Source organism: Planctomycetota bacterium (assembly GCA_016872555.1).
Lineage (GTDB): Bacteria > Planctomycetota > Planctomycetia > Pirellulales > UBA1268 > F1-20-MAGs016.
In genome coordinates, this window is sequence record VGZO01000018.1 from 1 (window position 1) to 20,953 (window position 20,953).

Sequence of the window (20,953 nt, forward strand, 5' to 3'; positions counted from 1 at the left end):
ACGTGGTCGTCGCCGCGATCGCGACGGTTCAGTTTGCCCGGGCCGGCCACCTGCGGCTCGGATTCCTCGTGCCGCTGGCGCTGGCGAGCGCTCCTTGCGCGTGGCTCGGTGGGCGAACGACGCTCCCGGTCCACTGGCTCGAGGCGCTGCTCGGGGCGGTGCTGGCCTGGTCGGCAGTGCAGCAGGCGATCGCCAGTGTCCCGAAACCCAGCGCGCCGGCCGCCCCGCCGCTTCCGAGGGCGTTGCCGACATGGCAACTGACATTCCTCGGGGGAGCGATCGGGCTGCTCTCCGGCCTGACCGGCGTGGGCGGGGGTATTTTCCTGACGCCAGCCCTGTTGGCGGCACGGGCGGCACCCCTCAAGACGGTCGCCGGGGTCACGGCGCCCTTCATCCTGGTCAATTCGATCGCGGGCCTCGTGGCGCTCGGTATGTCGGCGTCGACCCCACAGATCGCCGGGAAAACCGTGGTCGCAGCCGCTGCGATCGGCGGCTTGCTCGGCTCCCAGGCGGGGGCCTTTCAGCTCCCGGTCCGGTCGCTGCGCGTGCTCCTGGCGATCGTCTTGGCGATCGCCAGTCTCAAAATGCTCGGCGCGAGCATCGGGCCACTCCTGGCCACACCCCTCGCAGGAGGTGCCTGACGGTCGACCTCGAACCGTTTCGCGACGGCAAAAAACCGCTGCAACCCCTTGCCAGGAATTGCCGATTGTGACGCCGATCGCTATCCTTCGCCAGAGTCGATTTAGGGGGATGGACGCTCGAGGCCGATTGATCCGTAGCGGATCGCTGGCGGTTGTTTCATTCATTTTTGCCACTTGGAGCCTTCTCATGAGTACCCAGGTCTACACCCGCAGTCGACGGGCATTCACGCTCGTCGAACTGCTCGTCGTCATCGCGATCATCGGCACGCTCGTCGGCCTGTTGCTGCCGGCCGTGCAGGCCGCCCGTGAAGCCGCACGGCGGTCGCAGTGCACCAACAACCTCAAGCAGATCCTGCTCGGCCTGCAAAATCATCACGACGCCAAGAAGCAGTTCCCGCTGACCGTCGGCTGGGGCGACAACTGGGGCGGCGCGTACTACTTCTCCGACAAGGTCTACCTCCTGCCTTACATCGAGCAGGCGACCACCTGGAACGCCCTCTCGGGTGCGAAGGACGGCGGCAGCTATTACGAAGGTTGGAGCGGCAACAACCAGGTCGCTCTCAACACGAAGATCTCCGTGTTCAACTGCCCGTCGAATCCCAATCGGATCGGCAACAACAACGCCAACCACACCTACTCGATCAACATGGGCACGGCGTTCGACCCGCCGCATGCGACGATAGGTGCCCGGCAGGCCAACGACGGTCGTCATAACGGCCTGATGGCGGGGGGCCACGCCAGCCCGCAAACCTGGAACGATCCGCCGCGGACGTTCGCGAGCATCCCCGACGGCTCGAGCAAGACTGCCGCCTACTCGGAATTCGTGATCGAGAGCTGGGCCGGCAACATCACCAATGACCCGTCCCTCCACCGGCAGCAGGTCTACAACTGGGCGAATGGCAACTCGACGGCGGAGGTCCGCAACAGCTGCCTCTCGCTCACGAGCCTCAACGACGCCGGCGGTGGCCGCGTGATGCGTGGCGGCAGCTGGTCGTGGGGCATGGCGGCGGTCGGTGCTGCCTACTCCCACACGATGATGCCCAACGAGAAGAGTTGCCACTCGTGGAACGACGCCGGCGACTGGGGTGGTTCAAACGCCCTTGCCGCGACGAGCGAGCACTCCGGCCTCGTCAACGTCGGCATGGTGGACGGGTCGGTCCGTTCCGTCTCCAACAACGTCGCCAACGACGTGTGGTGGGCGATGGGCACGCGGGCCGGTCGCGAAAACACCGCAAATTCGGAGTGATCTCCGAGCATGCCAAAGAGCCATGTCGTGGGCCGCGGGGTTTCCGGTCGCTACCGGGGCCTCGCGGCCCTCGTCGTTTGTGGACTCGTGGCGGGAGCCGTCGGCCTCGCCGCATGGTGTCAGGCCGGCCTGTCGATGGCCCAGGGCCTGGCCAAGCACGGCCTGTGGTCCGACGTCCACGCGCCGCTCGAGCGCTACCTCAGGCTCCACCCGCGCGATCCCTCGGCCAACATGCTGCGGGCCGAGGCGTTGGTGAAAGACGATGGCCTGCCGCTCCTGCAGCGGATCACCGAGTCGATCGAGCGACTCGAGCAGATCCCCGACGACGCCCCCGAAGCCGCGGCCGCACGGATCGCCGCGGCGCGTGTCCACCTCTTCCTGCGCTACGAGCCGGTCGCCGCGTGGCGGAGCCTCGAGCGCGCGATGAAGCTCGATCCGGAGTCGCTCGAGGCCCATCTGCTCGCCTGGCGGCTGTTCGAGTTGATCGGACGGATCGACGACGTCGAGGAGCTGTTTTGGAAGGCGTACGAACTGAGCCCGGAAGCCGAGCGGCCCCTGCGCCTGCGCGAGTGGTATGCCAGCCAGTTCTTTCCGCAGACCACGCTGGCCGAATTCGACACGCTGATGGGGTTTCGGCAGGCGATCTCCGACCCGGTCGATATCGTCGAGGGTCGGCGCCTGCAGCGGTTCGTCCGCGCCGAGCCGACCGAGCCCTGGGGCCATGCGGCGCTGGCCCGATGGTTCCTGTCGCGCGGTGAACCGGAGGTCGCCGTCGAGGTTCTCGATCGTGCGGCGACGGTGGTGCCGCCCGAGGGGCGCGGCGATCCCTATTGGCTGTCGACCGAAATCGACGTCCTGTGCGACGTCGGGGAAGCGGAGAAGGCCGCCGAGGCATTCGCCCGCTGGCCCGCCTCGGACCGTAGCCGCCGGTATGCCTTGGCACGCGGCCGGGTGCTGGCCGATGCGGACGGGGACGCGGCCGGCGCCGTGACCGCCTACGATGAAGCGCTGGCAATCTGGCCCGGACCTGTCGATTGGCAGACCGTCAATCGTTCGGCGACGTGCCTCGCCCGGGCCGGCGACGAGCAGGGGGCCAACGCCCGGCGCGAGGAAGCGCGGCGGATCGAACGGCTCATGAAGGAAGAGGTCCATCAGCGGCTCTTCAAGCGGCTGGCCGACCTGTCGGACCCGGCGCTCCTCGCGGAGATGGAGGCGTTTTATCGCGACCTGAATCGCCCCCGGGAGGCGGCTGGCTGGGCGGCGGCCCGCGCGGCGCTCGCGTCCCCGGTCAGTGCGGCTCCCGGACGCGTGGCGTGGGAGATCAACGCCCGGTTCGGCGGCTGCCCTTTGCCCGACGGGCGGGAATCGATGACAATACGACAGGTGGTGGGGGGTGACGAGCGCGTCCACGCGGACGCGGCACCTCGCAAGGCGTGCGACGGAGACGTGGCGATGACACGCGGACTGGTTGCCGTGGCGATGGTGGCGGCGGTGATGGCGGCGAGTGGCTGCACGAAGGCGCCTCCGCCGGAGAAGCCCTCGACGGTCGACACGGGAATCAGCCCCCGCGAGCGCGCGATGCAGAACATGCCCGCCAACATGCAGCCCAAGTACCAGCAGCAGCAGAACAAGTGAGCCGGTCGGACGGCGGGCGTCTCGATGCTCAATGGGCCTCGATCGGTACGCCTTCCAGCGATGGCAGCTTTCCGCGCGACCGGATCGCCGCGCGCAGGTCGCGGATGAAGGGCTCGTCGTCATAGGTCCCGGTGACGGCGAGCAGGAGGTCCTGCGCCTCGGCCCAGTTGCCCGCCGACGCGAAGCGGTGGGCGCGGAGGGCGATCGCCCAGGGGGACGCCGGAGTCGAGACCATCAGGCTCTCGAGCGACTGGATCCGCCGGCCGTGACTCCGCAATCGGTCGGCCAGGGCTTTCCAGCGCTCGAATGCCTCGGTGTCGCGGCGGGCGGCGGCGAGCCGCTGGAACAGATACGCCGTCTCCGTCCGTTCAGCCGCGACGGCCTCGAGCGGCGCGAGCCACTCGGCCGCCTCGTCGATCCGTCCGGCGGTGAGTGATTCCTCGGCGAGCGCCTCGCGCGGCGACACGCCGCGCGGGTCGAGCTCGACGGCCTGCTTCCACGCCGCGACGGCTGCGGCGGCTTCGCCGGTTTGGTTCTTCGCCCGCCCCAGCTCGTAGAGCGTGGCTGCCGACGGGCGGATCGCCTGGCTCTTCTCCAACCAGCCGATGGCCGCCGGCGCGTCGCCCTCGGCGAGGAGCAGGCTGCCGTACAGGAACCAGACCTCCGCCGGCGGTAGCTGGAGCCCCTCGGCCGTGGGCGCCATCTCGGTCACACGCGAAAATGCCGCGAGGGCGGCGTCGTCGTCCTGGATGTCGTGGTGAAGGATCGCCTGAAGGAGCGTGCCGCGGGCTTCCTGACCCGGGCAGGCGGTGTAGCGGCCGGCAGCGGCCAGGGCGTCTTCGAACAGCCCGATCCGCGCCTCGCTCATCGCCAATTCGTACAGGGCGTCGGGGTCGTCGGGACGCAGCCGCAGGTACTGCTTGAGGAACTGGACCCCCCGGGACCACGACTCCTGCACCAGATAGGCCCGCGCCCAGGCGTGCATGTCGTCGGGAGTCGCCGCCCCGACACGGTCATAGAGCCCGGCCGCCGCGCGGGCATCCTCGACGGCCCCGCGGGTGTCGCCTTGGCCCACGCGGGCCTCGCCGCGGGCCATCAGCGACCGCGCCTTGAGGGCCGACGCCTCGCCATGGTCGGGGTGGGCGTCGAGGAAGTAGTCGGTCAGCGCCACCGCCCGCGCCGCGTCGCCGGCGGCCAGCGCCGTCCGCGCCTTGCGGAGCGGCCACTCCTGCCACCACTCGGCACCGAGCGCGACTGCCAGCGCCCCGGCGACCGACACGACGACGAGCGCCACCAGCCGACCGAACCGGTACCACGACGAGGGACGGCTCATGACCGGCCTCCGCTCGGGCGCCCCGAGTCGTCGAGCGGGACCGGCTCCTGCCCCTCGGTCACGCGCCAATGGCGGTCGCCGCCGAGCGAGACCCGATCGACGCGCCCCGACGGCCAGTGGATCGTGACGGCGGCCGGTTCGCTTCCCGGCGGCAGCGTGAACAGGAGCCGCGGGTCGTGGCTGGCCATGTAGCTGCCCCCGGCGACGACCGGCCGCACCATCCGGATCGGCCCGCACACCATCTCGACGCGGCCGCCGACCGGCGGGACTCGGCCGGCCGTCTCGAGCTCGAGGCCGAGGAACCGCCCCGGTGCCGCGGTGTCGTTGCGCAACAGCGCGAACGGGGAATCGTTGTGGGCGACGGCGATGTCGAGGTCGCCGTCGTTGTCATAGTCGCCCCCGGCGACGCCACGGCCGAGGTAGGTGCCGTGGAAGTAGTCACCGACGACGTCGGCGGAGACGTCGGCGAACCGCTCCTTGTCGATCCGCCGCAGGAGCTGCGGGGTCATCCGCTCGGGGATGTAGTTCGGGCCGAGGACGTGGCCGGTGGCGTTGAACATCTCGAGCTTTCCGTCGCGGTCCCAGTCGAGTGCGACGGTCCCGAAGCCGAGATTGTCGAAGCTCGTGGCAGCGATCCGCGTCCGCCGGCTCTCGTCGGCGAATTGGAGCCGGCCGAGGTTGTGGTAGAGCGTGTTCTTCGCCTTGTAGAAGTGGCACAGGAAGATGTCGGGGCGGGCGTCGTCGTTGAGGTCGTCGATCACGATCCCCATCGTGGCCTCGTTCTCCCCGCGGTCGCTCACCGCACAGCCGCGGTCGAACGCCACTTCCTCGTAGCGGACGCGCGGCACCGATCCGGTCGGCGTCGGCTCGGTGCTGGTGCCGGCGACATACAGGTAGTTCGGGGTCATGTCGTTGCCGACGTAGATCTCGGGCTTGAGGTCGTCGTCGAGATCGGCGACGGCGACACACAACCCCTTGCCCGCCCCCTCGCTCTCCACGAATCCCAGCTCGGCCGCCGCAGGGGCGAAGGTCCCGTCGCCGCGGCCGCGGTACACGGCGTCCTGCTCGCCGCGGTAATTGCCCGGACCGCAGTAGCCCTCGCGCGAGGCATATTCGGTCGCGCCGACGACTTCGGCGCCGACGAAGCAGGGGCGCGCGTTGGCCGGCACGTTGTCGAGGAAATTGGTGACGTAGATGTCGAGGATGCCGTCGAAGTCGAGGTCGGTGAACACGGCGCCGGTGCCCCAGTTGTCGTCGCCGACGCCGGCCGGGCCGGTCACGGCGGTGAACGTCCCGTCGCCGTTGTTGCGCAGCAGGGCGTTGGGGCCGTAGTTGGCCAGGTACAGGTCGGGGAACCCGTCGGCGTCGTAATCCCCGACCGCCACACCCTGGCTGTAGGTCGGATCGACGACCGCCGCCGGCGCGGTGACGTCGGTGAAGCTCACGCTGCCGTCGGCCCCACGGCCACGGCTGCGGAACAGCCGATCGGGCGCGTCGCGCTCGGGCCCCTTCGAATACTCGATCCGGCCACCGTTGGTGAGAAACAGGTCGAGCCAGCCGTCGCGGTCGAAGTCGATCCAGGCCACGCCCCCGCCCATGATCTCGACGACCAACCAGCGCCCGGGCACCGCGTCGCGGTCGAACGTGAAGTCGACCCCCGCGGCGCGGGCCACGTCGGTGAACACCGGCGTGACGGCGCCCCGTTGGCTGGCGGTGGAGCGGCCCGGCGACCGCTCGGGCGCCACGACCGGCTCGGCGGCCCGCGGCGCCGCCGCCGCGCCTGCGGCAGGCCGCGCTCCTGCCGCCGGGGCGGGCGGAGAACGGCTGCAGCCGCCGACAATCGCGAGCGCCGCCAAGCTCCCGACACCGACAATCGCCACCAGCCGCCACTGGCGCGTCGCGCAGGTTCGCTGGACCACGCTCATCGGACCTCCCCCAGGTCGACGACGGTCGGATCCCCGTCGGCGGTGGTCGGCTCGATCACGACATACTCGCGCCCAGCGGCGAGACCCGCGACCGACGAACGGCCGCCGTGGGGCCAGCGGATCTCGAGCCCTGCCGACGGCTCGGTCCGCAACACGGCGAACGCCAGGCGCGGATCACGCGACGACAGATAGCCCCCGCCTCCCTTGACGGGGCGGTGCTGCGTCGGCCCGGTGGAGCCGCGCAGGGTGACGCTCGAGCCGATCGCGTCGCGGTTGCCGCGCGTGCCCACGAGGCGGACGACGAGCGCCTGCGTCGCGGTCGCCGCCGAGGCGGCATCGTTGCGGAGCAGGGCGGCCGGCTCGTCGCGGTGGTTGAAGGCGAGGTCGGCGTCGCCGTCGCCGTCGAGATCGGCGGCGACCACCGCCCGCCCCTGGTGGAGATCGACGAATGGCGTGCCGAGCGTGGCGGCGGGCACGGGGGCGAACCGGGTGCCCCGATTGGCGAGCACGAGCAGCGGCTGCCGCAGGCTCTCGGCCCCGCGGACCTCGCGCCGTTCGTCCCCCACGTGGCCGTTGGCGATGACCACGTCCTCGCGGCCGTCGCCGTCGAAGTCGGCGAACTGCACCCCCCAGCCGACCAGCGGCAGCCCCGGGGGGCCGATCCCGCTGCGCTCGCTGGCATCGTGAAACGTGCCCCCGCCCGCGTTGGCGAAGAACAGGTCGTACTCCCCCTCGAAGTCCGTGACGATCAGGTCGCAGCGTCCCGACCCGGTGGTGTCGGCGGCGTCGACCCCCATGCTCGACTTCACGCGCCCCAGCGAATCGAACGCCGTGCCCGACAGGTCGCTGGCATCGCGGAACCGTCCGTCCGGACCGCCCAGAAACAATTGATTGGGATTGAGGTCGTTGGCGACGTACAGGTCGATCCATTCGTCGTCGTCGAGCCGCGTGGCCACCACGCCGAGCCCGCGCACCGGGCGGCCGTCGAGACCGGCATCGGCCGTGACGTCGCGGAAGCTCCCGTCGCCGTCGTTGTGCCACAGCGAATCGGCCTCCGGCTCGACCGTTATCGGACTGCAGAACACGCGCCGGCCACGGGCCCGGTCGCCGCAGAACGGGTTGTCCTCCGGGGTCCATTTGCCGTAGCGGCAGACGAACAGGTCGAGCAGGCCGTCGGCGTCGGCGTCAAAAAACACCCCCGTCGAGCTCCAGCGCGGGTCCTCGACGCCGGAAGTCACGACCGCGAAGGTCCCGTCACCGTTGTTGCGGTACAGCACGTCGGCCCCGTAACAGGCGAGGAACAGGTCGGGAAACCCGTCGGCATCGACATCACCGACGGCGATCCCGTGGGTGTACCCGCGGTGCCCCAGGCCGGTGGCGACGGTGACGTCGTCGAACCGCCACGCTCCCCGGTTGCGGTAGCAGCGATTGGCCTGCCGCGCCGTCGCCGGATCGACCGGAAACGGATTGCCGGCGGCGAACAGCAGGTCGGGGCGGCGGTCGAGGTCGAAGTCGAACGTCGCCAGCCCGCTGCCGTTGGCCGACGGAAACGGCTTCTCCGGTGAGTCGCCGGAGTGATGGACGAAATCCACTCCCGACTCGGCCGACATGTCGGTGAACCACGCCGGACCCGTCGGAGGCTGGGGAGCCGGCTGCGGCTGCGGGGACGCGGCCCGGGGCTCCGCCGCGATCGGCGGCACGGCCGGCGGGGGAGGCTCGACGGGCCGGGAAGACGACCGCAGCACGAGCCAGCCGCCCATCAGGGCGCCTGCCACGAGGAGGGGAATGACGATCGCCCGCCTCATGCTCGCACCCGCAGGCTCGCCGACGACTTACCGTAGTCCCGGCCGCCACGCGCCGATCGGGCCGTCACCGGGCTCGTTTCAGCATACGCAGCGGCACCCGCCGGGCGACGGTGCTCTCCCTCCGGCAGGATAAAACCGCCCTCCACCCCGCTCAAGCGGCCGGTCGGTGGCCGGCTGCCAGCCTCACTCGGTCTGCCAGCCCCACTCGGTTCTCACACCCAGGCCGGCTGCCAGCCATCGCGATACCCCTTGGTGACACAGGCGCTCGCTCCGGCATGGCCGGCAAGCGTCAGGGCCGCGGAGTCCCAGGTGAGCAGGGCCCCCGGGTGGCGGGCGGCGATCGTCCCGAGCAACACCGCCTCGGTGAGGGGTCCGGAGTAGGCAAAGGCGCTGGTCGTATGGTCGGTGCCCCGGATCGCGTCGATCCAACTCGTGTAGTGGTCGCGGGCCGCCTCGGGCTCAATCGTGACCTCGGTGAACTTCGCCACCGGCACGAAATAGGGCATCGCGAAGTGGGGCACGACGAGGCTCGCAGCCGTGCCGATGATCACCGAGCCCGAGCCGGGCAGTGCCCCCTCCGCGCCATCCTTTCCCGGCGGCAGGTCTCCGGCGACGAGGCCGAGGGTGTCGAGCGAAGGCTTGTGCCCCGGCCCGTCGTACCACGTCACGTCGACCGTCGGGCCGGCGGTGCGCGGCGTGCCGGGAAACGTCCAGCGGACGGCCGACTTGGTGTACCAGACCTCGTCGTTCATCGGCGTCGCCTCGGCGCGGACCGAGAGCGGCGCCGTCAGGCCCAGCGCCATGAACACCGGATCGAGGATGTGGCAGCCGAAGTCGCCGAGTTGGCCGTTGGAAAATGCCTGCCACCCGCGCCAATTGAACGGATGGTAGATCTCCGGCTGGAACGGGCGCTGCTCGGCGACCCCGAGCCATTCGTCCCAGTGCACTCCGGCCGGCACGTCGGCACCGCCCGCAGGGCGATCGTCGAGCTTCCGCCACGGCATCCCCCCCGACTGCCACGAATGGACCGCCGTGACCTTCCCCAGCTTGCCGTCGTGGACGAGTTTCACCGCGGTGCGGTACGAGGGGTGCGACTGGATCTGGTTGCCCATCTGGGTCACCAGGCCGAAGCGCTCCGCGGCCTGCCGCAATTGCCGGGCCTCGAACACGGTGTGGGTCAGCGGCTTCTGGCACTGGACGTGCTTCCCGAGGTGCATCGCCGCCAGCGCCGGCGCGGCGTGCATGTGGTCGGGGGTCGAGACGATCACGGCGTCGAGCGCGCCCGGGTCGTCGAGCAGCTTCCGCCAGTCGGTGTAGGTCTTGGCCATCGGGAACTTCTCGGCGGCGTTGCCGAGGTGGCCCTTCGACTCGTCGATGTCGCATAGCGCGACGACGTCGGCGTGGGGGCTCTTGGCGGTGTCGAGCAGGTCGGAGAAGCCCTTGCCGCCGCAGCCGATCGACGCGATCCGTACCCGCTCGTTGGCACCGTAGGCCCGCGCCCAGCCCCGGGCCGACAGACCGGCGGCGATTCCGCCGGCGAGCACCTTCCGGCGCGAAACGGCGTTGGCCGCCGGCCCCGATCGTGAAAACCCACGAGTCTTCCGCGCTGTCATCGGACCGCCTCCCGGGGGATTCGAAGCCTGGCACCGTGCCTGTCGGCCGGCATGGGCGACAGTGTGCCGTTCCCGGACCGCCGCCGGCAACAGCGACCGGCTCGCGCGGTAGGCTCCGGGCATGAACTCCAAGTCGCTCGTCCGGATGGGGATTCCCGCGTCGCTCGTCGACCGTGCCGGATGGCTCGTCGGCGAGGCCCGGCGCACGGGGATGGATCCGGGGGAGATCCGCCGGATCCTCGCCGGGCTCGTCGCCACGCCGCAGGAATTCGTCGCCGATCCGCTGTTCGGCCCCCTCGCGGCGGCGGTCGGCGGGCACCAGGCGGCCACGGCGGCCGACGCCGCGGCGTTCGCGCCGCGCGACGAACCGCTCGCCTGGCGTCAGTGGGGCGAGGGACTCGAGCCGGACGCGGTCGGCCAGATGAACGCGGCGATGCGCCTCCCGGTGGCGGCGGCCGGCGCGCTGATGGCCGACGCCCACGTCGGCTACGGCCTGCCGATCGGCGGCGTCCTCGCGACCGACGGCGCCGTCGTCCCCTACGCCGTCGGCGTCGACATCGCCTGCCGGATGAAGCTCTCGGTTCTCGACCTGCCGCCGGAGTGGCTCGACGAGCGCCCCGACCGGCTGACGACCGCGCTCGAGACCGAGACGCGGTTCGGCGTCGGTGCCGAGTTCGGCCGGCGCGGCGACCCGCAGCGCACGCGGCCGCGCGAGCACGCGGTCCTCGACGACGACTGGAGCGTGTCTCCGGTCACCGCCCGCCTCCGCGACAAGGCCCGGCTGCAACTGGGCACCAGCGGCAGCGGCAACCACTTCGTCGAATTCGGCACGTTCACCGTCGCGGGCGACGAGGCGGGGCGGCTCGGCCTCGCCTCGGGGGGGACGTTTCTGGCGCTCCTCTCCCACTCCGGATCGCGCGGCACCGGTGCGGCGGTCTGCGACCACTATTCGCGGCTGGCGATGAACCGCTGCCGTGACCTTCCCGGTGCGATGCGGCACCTCGGCTGGCTGGACCTCGACTCCGAGCCGGGGCAGGAGTACTGGGCGGCGATGAACCTGATGGGGCGCTACGCCGCCGCCAACCACGCCTGCATCCACCGGCACGTCGTCGAGCACCTCGGCGCGCGGGTGATCCTCGACGTCGAGAACCACCACAACTTCGCCTGGGAGGAGGACCACGAGATCGACGGCGTCCGCCGCCGCGTGATCGTCCACCGCAAGGGGGCGACGCCGGCGGGCGCGGGGGTCCTGGGGATCATCCCGGGATCGATGGCCGCCCCCGGCTTTCTCGTGCGCGGGCGCGGCGTGGCCTCGTCGCTCGCCTCGGCGAGCCACGGGGCCGGGCGGCGGATGAGCCGGACGAAAGCGCGGGAGACCTACCGCTGGAAGGAGATCAAGCCGCTCCTCGAACAGCGCGGCGTGCGCCTGCTCAGCGCCGGGATCGACGAGGTGCCCCACGCCTACAAGGACATCCACGCCGTGATGGCCGCCCAGGCCGACCTCGTCGAGACGGTTGCCCGGTTCGACCCGCGGCTGGTGAAGATGGCGCCGGAGGGGGAGAAACCCGAAGACTGACGGGCCCGCGGCCGTGCCCCCGTCAGGTCGCCGCGGCGGGCCGCTCGCGGCGCCGCGTGAGCATGAACTCGTTGCCCTCGGGATCGACGCACATCGCCAGGTGGGGCGGCTCGCCCTCCTCGGGCTCCGGCTCGCGCGCCAGCGCCCCGCCGGCGGCCGCCACTTCACCGGCGGCGGCGACGACGTCGGCCACCTGGAGATTGATGCCCGTCCAGGTGCGCTTGCCCTCGCCGCCGGAATGGATGCCGATCACCGCGCCGGCGATCTCGATCTCGGCGATGACGGGGTTGCGCTTCAGCAACCGGCCGCCGAACGTGTCGCACCAGAACCGGATGGCGCGGTCGAAATCGGCCGCCCAGATGACGTACTTCAGCCGCTCGACGTGCATGCGATCGCTCCGGGGAAGAGCCGCCCAGGATAGCCGGTGGCCAGCGCGCCGGGCGCGGGGCCGGACGAGCGCCGTCGCGGACAGGCCCCGACGACGGCCCGCCCCGAGGCTGGTAGGCTCTCGGAAAACGCTGCCGGGCCACCGCGTTTCGGAGGATCTCACCGATGCTCACCACCGACCAGATCGCCGAGTACCAGCGCGAGGGCTACTGCATCGCCCGCGGGTTCTTCGACCGCGACGAGATCGATCTCCTCCGCCGCGCCGCCAAGGAAGACCGCGAGCTCGACCGCCACTCGTTCGGCCGCGCCGACGGCGAAGGGGGCACGGTCCGGCTGTCGCTGTGGAACCATCCGGGCGACGGGATCTACGGGATGTTCGCCCGCTGCCAGCGCGTCGTCCGATCCGCCGAGGCGCTCCTCGGCGGCGAGGTCTACCACTACCACTCGAAGATGATCATGAAGGATCCGCGCGTCGGCGGAGCCTGGACCTGGCACCAGGACTACGGCTACTGGTATCGCAACGGCGTCCTCTGGCCGCTCCTCACCAGCGTCTCGATCGCCGTCGACGGCGCCACCAAGGCCAACGGCTGCCTCCAGGTGATTCCCCGGTCGCACGAGGTCGGGCGCATCGACCACGTCCAATCGGGTGAGCAGGCCGGTGCCGACATGGAGCGCGTCACCGCGCTGCTCGAGCGCCTGCCGCTGGTCCACTGCGAGATGGACCCCGGCGATGCGATCTTCTTCCACGCCAACCTCCTCCACCGCTCCGACATGAACCGCTCCGACGAGCCGCGCTGGTCGATGATCTGCTGCTACAACGCCGCCCGGAACGATCCCTACAAGGAGTCGCATCACCCGCGCTACACGCCGCTCGACGTCGTCCCCGACGCGCGCATCCGCGAGGTGGGGATCCGCCGGTTCGCCGATTCGTCGGCCGACGTCGCCTGGCTCGACGTCGCGCGCGACGCCTCGGCGCGCGGCGAAGGTGCAGGCCGCGCGTGACACCCGCCCCGCCGATGGCGTTTCCCGACCACCTTCCACCGTTGCCCCGCGACCGCAGCCCGGGGATCGGCTGCATCGGCGCCGGGTTCATCATGGCCGACTGCCACCTGCCGGCCTACCGGGCGGCGGGGTTCAACGTGGTCGCGATCGCGGCCCGGCGGCGCGAGGCGGTGGCCGACGTGGCGGCGCGATACGGCATCGCCACGGTCCACGACTCGGCCGAGCGGCTGCTCGACGACCCCGCCGTGGCGGTCGTCGACATCGCCGTGCCGCCGGACGTGCAGCCGGCGCTGATCCGTGCCGCCGCCGCGCGGCCGCACGTGCGCGGGATCCTCGCGCAGAAGCCGCTCGCCGGATCGCACGCCGAGGCCGCGGAGGCGGTCCGTGCCTGCGCCGCCACCGGCACGGCCCTGGTCGTCAACCAGAACATGCGCCACGACCACGCCGTCGCCACCTGCCGGCGGCTCCTCGAGCGCGGCGATCTCGGCGCCCCGGTGCTGGCGACGATCGAGATGCGCGCCATCCCCCACTGGATGCCGTGGCAGGAGCGCCAGGGTTGGATGACGCTGCGGATCATGTCGATCCACCACCTCGACTGCCTGCGGGGCTGGTTCGGCGACCCGCGGACGATCTTCACCGCCGTCCGGTCCGACCCGCGGACCGCCGCACGGTTCGCCCACGTCGACGGGATCTGCACGTCGGTGCTCCAGTACGACTCGGGGCTGGTGTGCACGTCGCTGGAAGATGTCTGGGCAGGGCCGGCCCGCGAGGGAGCGGAGGGGGACGCCTTCGTGCGGTTTCGCGTCGAGGGCACGCGCGGCACGGCGCTGGGCACGATCGGCTGGCCGCGGTGGCCGGACCACGCGCCCTCGACGCTCGACTGGACGACGACGGCCGGTGGCTGGCACCGCCCGCGCTGGCCCGAGGCCTGGTTTCCCGACGCCTTCGTGGGGCCGATGGCCGAACTGCTCCGCGACCTCGAGGGGACCGCACCGGCCACCTGCACTGGCGCCGACAACCTGATGACGATGGCGCTGGTCGACGCCGCCTACCGATCGGCCCGTGAGGGACGGGCGGTGGACCCGCGCGAGATCGTCGGCGAAGATGACGCCCGCGGGCACTCTCGCCCCGCGGCCACGAGGAGGAAAGCGATGCGACTGGGACTGATCAATTCGGCGTTCGCCCAGGCAGGGAAGGGGACCCGGTTCGGCCTCGAGCAGACGAAGCGGCTCGGCTTCGACTCGGTCGACCTGCTCGCCGATCCCCTGGTGATGTCGGCGGAGGAGCGCCGGCTGATCCCCGCCGTCTGCCGTGAGCTCGACCTGCCGATCGTCAGCCTGTGTTGCGTGTCGCTCGGGCTGATCGACTGGAATCCGCCGATCCGCGACTGCCATCTCGCGCGAACGAAAGCCCACGTCGATCTGTGCGCGGAGTACGGCTGCACCAACCTCCTGCTCGTCCTCGGCGAGTACGTCTGGCAGAAGGAGTGCGTGCCGCCGCAGGAGCAGTGGGACCTCGCCGTCGATGCCTGCCGCCGGCTCGGCGCCTACGCCGCGGACCGTGGCGTGCGGATCGCGATCGAGCTCGAGCCGTTCCATATGTCGCTGGTCAATTCGATCGACAGCATGCTCCGCCTCCTCGACGAGGTCGGCCTCCCCGACACCGTCCGTGCCAACTGCGACATCTCCCACCTCCACATCGTCCGCACCCCGCCGGCCGAGATCGCCCGGCTCGCCGGCCGGATCGAGCACGTCCATCTGTCCGACTGCGACGGCACGCGCCACGGCGACCTGCCGCCGGGGCGCGGCGTGACGCCGATCGCCGACTACCTGGCGGCGATCCGCGACACCGGCTACGACGGCACGGTGAGCGTCGAGCTGGAATTCGCCCCCGACCCGGCGGGGATCGTGGACTGGGTCGCCGAGGCCCACGACGCCACGGCGAAGATCATGGCCGACCTCGGCTGCCGCCGATGAGCCCTGCTCCGTCACGCGGCGGCGGGCGAGTCGATCGGCTCGATGGCCGTGACATGCAGCAATGCCACCGAGCGATAGCGGGTCGGCACACCCTGTCGCTCCGCGAGACCGATGAGCAGCTCGACGCGCGTCAGCAGCGCCATTTCCGCGTGGCGGATCTCGAACCTCTCCCCGGCGCTGGTAGCGACCTGAAACGGGGCGAAGGGCTGCTTGCGCAACCAGGCGTTGACCGAGTCGGCGTTCATGGTCGTCGCCCCACTGCGGGGGCAGCCCTGGCCGTCGCTCGAGAACGGATGTTCACTCCCGGAATTGTCGCCGTGAAAACCGGCTCCTGTCAACTCCGCCACACCTTCGAGCAATGACCCCACGCCGTCCCCGGATCGTCGTCGTCGGCAGTGCCAATACCGACCTCGTCGTTCGCTGCGGTCACATTCCGCGCCCCGGTGAGACGGTGCTCGGCGGCGAGCTGCTCCAGGCTCCGGGGGGCAAGGGGGCCAATCAGGCGGTCGCCGCCGCGCGGCTCGGTGCGGCGGTGACGTTCGTCGCCCGGCTCGGCGACGATCCCTTCGGCGCGGCTGCCCGAGCCGGCTACGCCCGCGACGGCATCGACACCACCCACTGCCTCGCCGATCCCTCCGCACCGTCGGGCGTGGCGCTGATCCTCGTCGACGGCGCCGGGGAAAACGCGATCGCCGTCGCCTCCGGTGCCAATGCCCGGCTGTCGGTCGCCGATGTCGACCGGGCCGCGGCGGCGATCCGTGGCGCCGATCTGCTCCTGCTCCAGCTCGAGGTGCCCCTGGCCACGGTCACGCACGCGGCGCGCATCGCCCGGGCCGCCGGCGTGCCGGTGCTCCTTGACCCGGCGCCAGTGCCTGACGGCGGCATTCCCGACGAGCTCGCCGCGCTGGTCACGGTCCTCAAGCCCAATGAGTCCGAAGCCGCCCGGCTCACCAGTGCCGCGACGGGCGACGTCACCTCGGCTGCCGGGGCAGCCCGTCAGCTGCTCGCCCGCGGCCCTCACCTCGTGGTGGTGACGCGCGGCGCCGCCGGCGCCGTCGTCGCCAACCGCGACGGGGTCGTCGCGCTGCCGGCGTTTTCGGTCACCGCGGTCGACACGACCGCCGCGGGCGATGCCTTCACTGCCGCCCTCGCGGTGGGGCTGGCCGAGCGGCTGCCCCCGGCCGAGGCCGCGCGCCGCGCCGCAGCCGCCGGCGCGCTGGCCGCGACCCGCCGCGGTGCCCAACCCTCGCTGCCGACGCGTGCCGAACAGGAGGCGTTTCTCGCCGCGCACGTCACGGCGCCCCGGCCAGCGGCCGACCGATGATCCCGGCATCGGTCGCGTGGACGACGACGTAGGTCGTGCGCCCATCGGCCACGGTCACCGGCAGCGGGCCGCGCGCACCGAACGGGTGCCCCGCGCCGTCCACGGCGGCGAGGTCGAGCCGGTGGCTCCCGGCCGGGAGCTCGAGGCGGGCGACCGGGATCGAATCGGGGAGCAGCCCCCAGCAGCGCGTGTCAGGCCGTTCGGTCGCCTGCCATGCCAGCCCGGCGACGCCGAGGCGATCACGGCCGGCTGCGGGGCCGGGTGGCCCACCACCGTGACAGCCGGCTGTGGTGGTAGCCCTTGGAAAGTTCGGCCGACTGCTTGTCGTAGGTGCCGGTGCGGACATCGACCAGTTCGAGCGTCAGCAGGTAGTCGCGCTGCTCATCGCGGTTGGATCGCGTGGTGCCGCTGGTGAGGCGGGCGTAGAGGAGGAAGTCGATCGGCTGCCCTTGGCTCTCCATCGTCGCGGCGAAGGCACGCATCCGCTCGGGGACGAGCAGCTCGTCGGGGCGCGAACGCGTCTCGCGGAGGGCGGCGTCGACCGCGCGGCGGTTGATCGACTCGAACGACTGGCTGTCGAGGATCCGCTGGTCGATGATCTCGAACACCTGCTCCTTGAAGTCGCCGATGTCCTCGGCGCTCGCGTTCTCGACGCCGACAAAGCAGATCCGGCGCCGCGGCGGCGGCACCACCTCGACGCCGTCGAACGACACCTGCCGGACCGGGTCGCCGCAGTGCCGGGCCAGGAGCTTGGCCACCGACTCGTTGACCAGCGGGCGAAACGTTTCCTGGCCGGCCTGGTGGCTTCCGGTCATCAGCCGGTCTCCCGGCTCGATGATCCGGGAGAACCGGGTCGCCCGGCAGCCGGCGGCCGAGGCGGCAGCGACCAGCGGAACGACCAGCGTCGAGACGAACGCGCGCCGTGGTGACGGCATGGGGTTGGGCTCCGGAGCGGGGGCGGGATCCTAGCGGGTCCCCTGCCGTGGCGGAGAGCCCATTTCCCCCCGGGATTTCCCCACGTCCGGTACGCGCCCGGCGTCAGAACCGCGTGGGCGACAGGAAGCCGATCGGCAGTGCCGTGGCGCCGGCGAGGGCGAGGTCGGCGAGCACCTCGCCGACGACGGCGGCGAACTTGAAGCCGTGGCCGGAGAAACCGGCGGCGATCGCCACCCGCGGATCGGCCGGATGGAGGCCGAGGAGGAAGTGGCCGTCGGGGGACATCGTGTAGAGGCAGGCCGCGGACCGGACCGGCGGCCCGTCCGCCGCGGGGACGTGCGCGGCGAGGAACCGACGGACCCGCGCCACTTCCTGTTCGTCGATCCCGCGGTCGACGGCCAGCGGATCGGCGATGGGCGTGCCGCCGGTGTGCTCGGCGACCTTGACGCCGCTTCCGTCGATCTCGGGGAACCCGTAGAAGAATCCCTCGGGCAGGTCGAAGGCGAAGCAGGGGAGCGTGCCAGGCGCGAACTCCGCCCGGCGCCGGGCGCGCGGGCGAAACCAGAACAGCCCCTTGCGAAGGACGCGGAACGTCACCTTCGGCAGCTGGAGAAGGTCGCCGGCCCACGGCCCCGGCGCGAGGACGACCCGGTCGGCGGCGTACGTCCCCCGGTCGGTGTCGATCACGATCTCGCGGCCGCCGCCGCGCCAGCCGTGGACGGTCACGCCCGTGTCGATCCGCGCGCCATGCCGAACCGCCCGATCGACGTGGGCGGCGACGCACTCCTCGACGCGCAGCCACCCGCCGCGGCGTTCGAGAAGGGCGACCCAGTCGTCGGGGAGGGAAAACAGCGGGCTTGCGGCGCGCGCGGCGGCGGTGTCGAGCCGCTCGAGGGGCAGGCCGTGGACCGCGGCGGCGTGGAGCGTGCCGCGGATCGCCTCCCCCGTGGGCGGACCGACGAGCAGCAGGCCCGACTCGGTGAGCAGCCCCCGCCCCGTCTCCTCCTCGAGCGCACGCCACCGCTCGTAGGCGCGACGGAGGAGCGGGACGTAGTCGGGATGCTCGAAGTAGGCCAGACGGATGAGGCGCGACTGCCCGTGCGAACTGCCCCGGTCGTGCGGCGGCGGGAAGCGGTCGAGGACGATCACGCTCCGGCCGCGCGCGGCGATCTCCGCCGCCGCGGCACTGCCCATGCCGCCACCGCCGACGACGACCACGTCGGCATGGGAGCCCGCGGGCGTCATCGCACCACCGCGAGCGGTGCAGATGCAGTCGCGGCTGCGCCACAGCGGCCGGTGATCATTCGAGCACCGTGACGGCGTCGGCCGGGCCGCCGAATTGGGCCGGCAACGGCATGTCGGGAAACCCGGCGCCACGGGCACCGCCGACGCGGATCTGCCAGCGGTCGAGCATGACGTGCGCGGCGGCATCACGCGCCACCAGCGTGGTCGTCGCGTCGACGTAGGCGCGCACGGCGCTGGCAGCGACTTCCACCGCCAGCACCCCGGGGCGGTGCCGCGTGAGGATCGAGGCCGGCAGCGTGAACACGGTCCCGCGGCCCTCGACGACTTCCGCCGCCAGTGGCCGGCCGTCGTACCAGGCCTCGAGCGCGCCGGCGGCAAAGCCGCCCCCATCCGCGGGCGCGACGACGAGCTCGAGCCCCCGTTCCGCGGCGGCGGCATCGGGCACGACCACCGTCCGCGCCCAGAGCGCCGACGCGCTCCCGGTATGGCGGACGACCAGATCGGCAGCCGCGGGGAATTCCGCCGTGGCGACTTTCCGCACGCTGACCCAGCGGAGCGCCGGATCGTGGGGATCGCGCTGGTCGAGCTCACGAGGTGGCTTCACACCGGCGGCCACATGGACGGCGTTGACGATCACCCGTTCCACCTCCGGCCGCGCGAGGTCGTCGGGATGGCCGACCGACGTATAGATCGAGAGGCCACCGTCGGGACGGCGGAGCTCGGTGAGGACCGGCTGCGGCGCCTCGCCCGGTATCGCCCCGGTGGCGAGCACGACCGTGGCCGGTGTCGCCGGTGCGATCCGGTACAGCGACCCGGTCTGGGGCAGCTCCCCCTCGGTGGGAACGCCCGAGAGGAGCGGGTGAACCGCCGCGGCGCGCTCGGCGCGGATCACCGAGGCCACGTCCTTGCCGAAGTGCCCCGTGTACTCGATCCCGAACACGTCGCGGTCGAACTCCGGCCAGGTCTCGCGGTCGGCCACCGGCGGCCGCGGTTCGAACGGGTGGCTCGCCGTGCGGATCCCGATCACGGGCTTGCCCGCGGCGAGAAACGCCCGCAGCGCCGTCATCTGCCCCGACGGCAACCCGCGGCGCCGCACGGCCAAGACGAGCACGTCGGCCTCGGCGATCCGCTCGAGCCCGGGGATCGAGTGGGGATCATCGGGGGCGACATGGTGCTCGACGACGCGAAACGCGCCCCCGAGCCGCCGCCGCGCCAGCGCCGGCAGCGTGCGGTGGCTGCCATATTCGTCTTCGGCGATGACCAGCGCCACCGTCGGCCGGGCGTCGCGCGGCGACCGGAACGGCCGCGCTCCTTCGCCGAGCAGCTCGTCGCTGCCGATCGTCGGGCAGACGTGCCGCTCGACATGGTCGATCATCCGCTCGGTGCCGGTGAAATGGTTGACCCACGGCCACTCGGCCGGGTCGTACATCGTGTCGGTGAGATCACGGACGAGCACCACGTCGCGTCCGGCCTCGGCCATCCGCCGCAGGCCGAATGGCCGGCCGAGGACGCACATGTTGAGGTGGACTCCGACGAGGATCACGTGCCGGATCCCGCGCGCGGCCAGCACCCGCGCCGTCTCCGCACCATCGTCGGTGATGAAGTCGCGCTCGGCGTCGATCGGCACGTCCGGCGACTGCCGCAGCCAGGGCATCCGTGGATTCCGCCCCAGCCGCTCGAGCTCCGCCGCCCAGGCCGCGTGCTCGGCCGGGTCGTCATCCTCGCCGCCGAGCGACTGGTCGAGGGGATACTCGGCGTCGGCCTCGGCCGCGAGCGTCGAGCACCAGCCGGCGCGGGCTGCCTCCGGAGGCACGAAACCGGCGGGAAGCCCGGCGGCGACGAGCTCGACGACGCGCTTCCGGGCCGGGTGGAGAGCGTAGGCCGGCATGCAGTCGCTCGGCGCGTGGATCACCGTGCCGCCGGTGGCCCGGATCCGGTCGCAGACCGCCGCGATCCGCGGGGCGAATTCGCCGAGCCGTTCGACCGCGCGCTTGCAGTGGTGCTGATCCCAGACGTCGCACACGATCACGGCCGTCGCCGGCGCCGGCCACTCGACCGGCGTCGCCACCGTGCGCCACCAGTCGCGGGCGGCATCGCCGGGCGTCTGCCGTCGCGCCTCGAGGCGCCAGGTGGCGGCACCGTCGGCGCACGACGAACGCGAGCCGACCCCGAGGAGGGCCGCGACCAGCACGATCAGACACCGCGCGCCGCACCGTCTGCCGTCGCTCGCTCCCATCGCTTCGCCTCCATGACCTCGATGACGTCCATGACCTCCATGCCGTCCTTGATCCGGCGCGACGGCGGAGGCC

16 protein-coding genes and 1 pseudogene are annotated in these 20,953 nt (G+C 71.9%); 8 read left to right on the plus strand and 9 right to left on the minus strand.

From position 1 onward, the window contains the following. The first annotated feature begins 2 nt into the window (after positions 1–2). The 3 genes from FJ309_07975 (at position 3) to FJ309_07985 (ending at position 3,522) form a co-directional block, all read left to right on the plus strand. Positions 3–641 (plus strand): sulfite exporter TauE/SafE family protein, encoded by a 639-nt coding sequence (locus FJ309_07975; GenBank protein MBM3954537.1) that lies wholly within the window; start codon positions 3–5, stop codon positions 639–641. A 109-nt stretch (positions 642–750) separates the two neighbouring features. Next, positions 751–1,887, plus strand: coding sequence for a DUF1559 domain-containing protein (locus FJ309_07980; protein MBM3954538.1), 1,137 nt, complete (start codon positions 751–753; stop codon positions 1,885–1,887). A 9-nt stretch (positions 1,888–1,896) separates the two neighbouring features. Then, positions 1,897–3,522 (plus strand): hypothetical protein, encoded by a 1,626-nt coding sequence (locus FJ309_07985; protein ID MBM3954539.1) that lies wholly within the window; start codon positions 1,897–1,899, stop codon positions 3,520–3,522. 28 nt (positions 3,523–3,550) lie between these two features. On the opposite strand, the gene FJ309_07990 is transcribed toward FJ309_07985, so the two are convergent. From FJ309_07990 to FJ309_08005, 4 genes are all read right to left on the minus strand, one after another. Next, entirely contained in the window at positions 3,551–4,855 is a 1,305-nt protein-coding gene (locus FJ309_07990; GenBank protein ID MBM3954540.1) for a tetratricopeptide repeat protein, read from the minus strand. Next, positions 4,852–6,780, minus strand: a complete 1,929-nt coding sequence (locus FJ309_07995) for a CRTAC1 family protein (GenBank protein ID MBM3954541.1) — start codon at positions 6,778–6,780, stop codon at positions 4,852–4,854. The genes FJ309_07990 and FJ309_07995 overlap by 4 nt, the downstream gene beginning before the upstream one ends. Next, positions 6,777–8,585 (minus strand): CRTAC1 family protein, encoded by a 1,809-nt coding sequence (locus FJ309_08000; GenBank protein MBM3954542.1) that lies wholly within the window; start codon positions 8,583–8,585, stop codon positions 6,777–6,779. The genes FJ309_07995 and FJ309_08000 overlap by 4 nt, the downstream gene beginning before the upstream one ends. A gap of 212 nt (positions 8,586–8,797) precedes the next feature. After that, positions 8,798–10,198 (minus strand): Gfo/Idh/MocA family oxidoreductase, encoded by a 1,401-nt coding sequence (locus FJ309_08005; protein MBM3954543.1) that lies wholly within the window; start codon positions 10,196–10,198, stop codon positions 8,798–8,800. 121 nt (positions 10,199–10,319) lie between these two features. Between FJ309_08005 and FJ309_08010 the strand changes: the two genes are divergently transcribed. Continuing rightward, entirely contained in the window at positions 10,320–11,774 is a 1,455-nt protein-coding gene (locus FJ309_08010) for an RtcB family protein (protein ID MBM3954544.1), read from the plus strand. A 22-nt stretch (positions 11,775–11,796) separates the two neighbouring features. On the opposite strand, the gene FJ309_08015 is transcribed toward FJ309_08010, so the two are convergent. Then, positions 11,797–12,162 carry a VOC family protein gene (locus tag FJ309_08015; protein ID MBM3954545.1) on the minus strand — a complete coding sequence of 122 codons (366 nt, stop codon included), beginning with the start codon at positions 12,160–12,162 and terminating at the stop codon, positions 11,797–11,799. Positions 12,163–12,317: 155 nt separating this feature from the next. Here FJ309_08015 and FJ309_08020 point away from each other — a divergent pair, with 155 nt between their 5' ends. The 3 genes and pseudogenes from FJ309_08020 to FJ309_08030 all read left to right on the plus strand — a co-directional run bounded on the left by FJ309_08020 (position 12,318) and on the right by FJ309_08030 (position 15,139). Beyond that, entirely contained in the window at positions 12,318–13,163 is an 846-nt protein-coding gene (locus tag FJ309_08020; GenBank protein MBM3954546.1) for a phytanoyl-CoA dioxygenase family protein, read from the plus strand. 14 nt (positions 13,164–13,177) lie between these two features. After that, positions 13,178–14,245, plus strand: a pseudogene (locus FJ309_08025) (Gfo/Idh/MocA family oxidoreductase). Positions 14,246–14,314: 69 nt separating this feature from the next. Then, positions 14,315–15,139 (plus strand): sugar phosphate isomerase/epimerase, encoded by an 825-nt coding sequence (locus tag FJ309_08030; GenBank protein MBM3954547.1) that lies wholly within the window; start codon positions 14,315–14,317, stop codon positions 15,137–15,139. Positions 15,140–15,150: 11 nt separating this feature from the next. Here FJ309_08030 and FJ309_08035 read toward each other — a convergent pair whose 3' ends face one another. Next, positions 15,151–15,384: a hypothetical protein gene (locus FJ309_08035; protein ID MBM3954548.1), complete on the minus strand. Its 234-nt coding sequence runs from the start codon at positions 15,382–15,384 to the stop codon at positions 15,151–15,153. 113 nt (positions 15,385–15,497) lie between these two features. Here FJ309_08035 and rbsK point away from each other — a divergent pair, with 113 nt between their 5' ends. Then, entirely contained in the window at positions 15,498–16,463 is a 966-nt protein-coding gene (gene rbsK, locus FJ309_08040) for a ribokinase (protein ID MBM3954549.1), read from the plus strand. Between the two features lie 239 nt (positions 16,464–16,702). Here rbsK and FJ309_08045 read toward each other — a convergent pair whose 3' ends face one another. The 3 genes from FJ309_08045 to FJ309_08055 form a co-directional block, all read right to left on the minus strand. Continuing rightward, positions 16,703–17,398: a penicillin-binding protein activator LpoB gene (locus FJ309_08045; GenBank protein ID MBM3954550.1), complete on the minus strand. Its 696-nt coding sequence runs from the start codon at positions 17,396–17,398 to the stop codon at positions 16,703–16,705. 103 nt (positions 17,399–17,501) lie between these two features. Further along, a complete protein-coding gene (gene solA / locus FJ309_08050) occupies positions 17,502–18,830 on the minus strand; it encodes an N-methyl-L-tryptophan oxidase (GenBank protein MBM3954551.1) in 1,329 nt (442 codons plus the stop codon). Beyond that, positions 18,700–20,880: a ThuA domain-containing protein gene (locus FJ309_08055; GenBank protein ID MBM3954552.1), complete on the minus strand. Its 2,181-nt coding sequence runs from the start codon at positions 20,878–20,880 to the stop codon at positions 18,700–18,702. Before FJ309_08055 ends, solA begins: the two co-directional genes overlap by 131 nt. Positions 20,881–20,953: the final 73 nt, after the last annotated feature.

What these genes read in the sequence shown, in the direction of transcription:
- FJ309_08000 (MBM3954542.1), bottom strand. Translation starts at nt 8,585, where the DNA reads ATGAGGCGGGCGATCGTCATTCCCCTCCTCGTGGCAGGCGCCCTGATG.
- solA (MBM3954551.1), bottom strand. Translation starts at nt 18,830, where the DNA reads ATGCCGCCGCGCACGTCATGCTCGACCGCTGGCAGATCCGCGTCGGCG.
- FJ309_08010 (MBM3954544.1), top strand. Translation starts at nt 10,320, where the DNA reads ATGAACTCCAAGTCGCTCGTCCGGATGGGGATTCCCGCGTCGCTCGTC.
- FJ309_08030 (MBM3954547.1), top strand. Translation starts at nt 14,315, where the DNA reads ATGCGACTGGGACTGATCAATTCGGCGTTCGCCCAGGCAGGGAAGGGG.
- FJ309_08005 (MBM3954543.1), bottom strand. Translation starts at nt 10,198, where the DNA reads ATGACAGCGCGGAAGACTCGTGGGTTTTCACGATCGGGGCCGGCGGCC.
- FJ309_07985 (MBM3954539.1), top strand. Translation starts at nt 1,897, where the DNA reads ATGCCAAAGAGCCATGTCGTGGGCCGCGGGGTTTCCGGTCGCTACCGG.
- FJ309_07995 (MBM3954541.1), bottom strand. Translation starts at nt 6,780, where the DNA reads ATGAGCGTGGTCCAGCGAACCTGCGCGACGCGCCAGTGGCGGCTGGTG.
- FJ309_08055 (MBM3954552.1), bottom strand. Translation starts at nt 20,880, where the DNA reads ATGGGAGCGAGCGACGGCAGACGGTGCGGCGCGCGGTGTCTGATCGTG.
- FJ309_08015 (MBM3954545.1), bottom strand. Translation starts at nt 12,162, where the DNA reads ATGCACGTCGAGCGGCTGAAGTACGTCATCTGGGCGGCCGATTTCGAC.
- FJ309_07990 (MBM3954540.1), bottom strand. Translation starts at nt 4,855, where the DNA reads ATGAGCCGTCCCTCGTCGTGGTACCGGTTCGGTCGGCTGGTGGCGCTC.
- FJ309_07980 (MBM3954538.1), top strand. Translation starts at nt 751, where the DNA reads ATGGACGCTCGAGGCCGATTGATCCGTAGCGGATCGCTGGCGGTTGTT.
- FJ309_08035 (MBM3954548.1), bottom strand. Translation starts at nt 15,384, where the DNA reads ATGAACGCCGACTCGGTCAACGCCTGGTTGCGCAAGCAGCCCTTCGCC.
- FJ309_08045 (MBM3954550.1), bottom strand. Translation starts at nt 17,398, where the DNA reads ATGCCGTCACCACGGCGCGCGTTCGTCTCGACGCTGGTCGTTCCGCTG.
- rbsK (MBM3954549.1), top strand. Translation starts at nt 15,498, where the DNA reads ATGACCCCACGCCGTCCCCGGATCGTCGTCGTCGGCAGTGCCAATACC.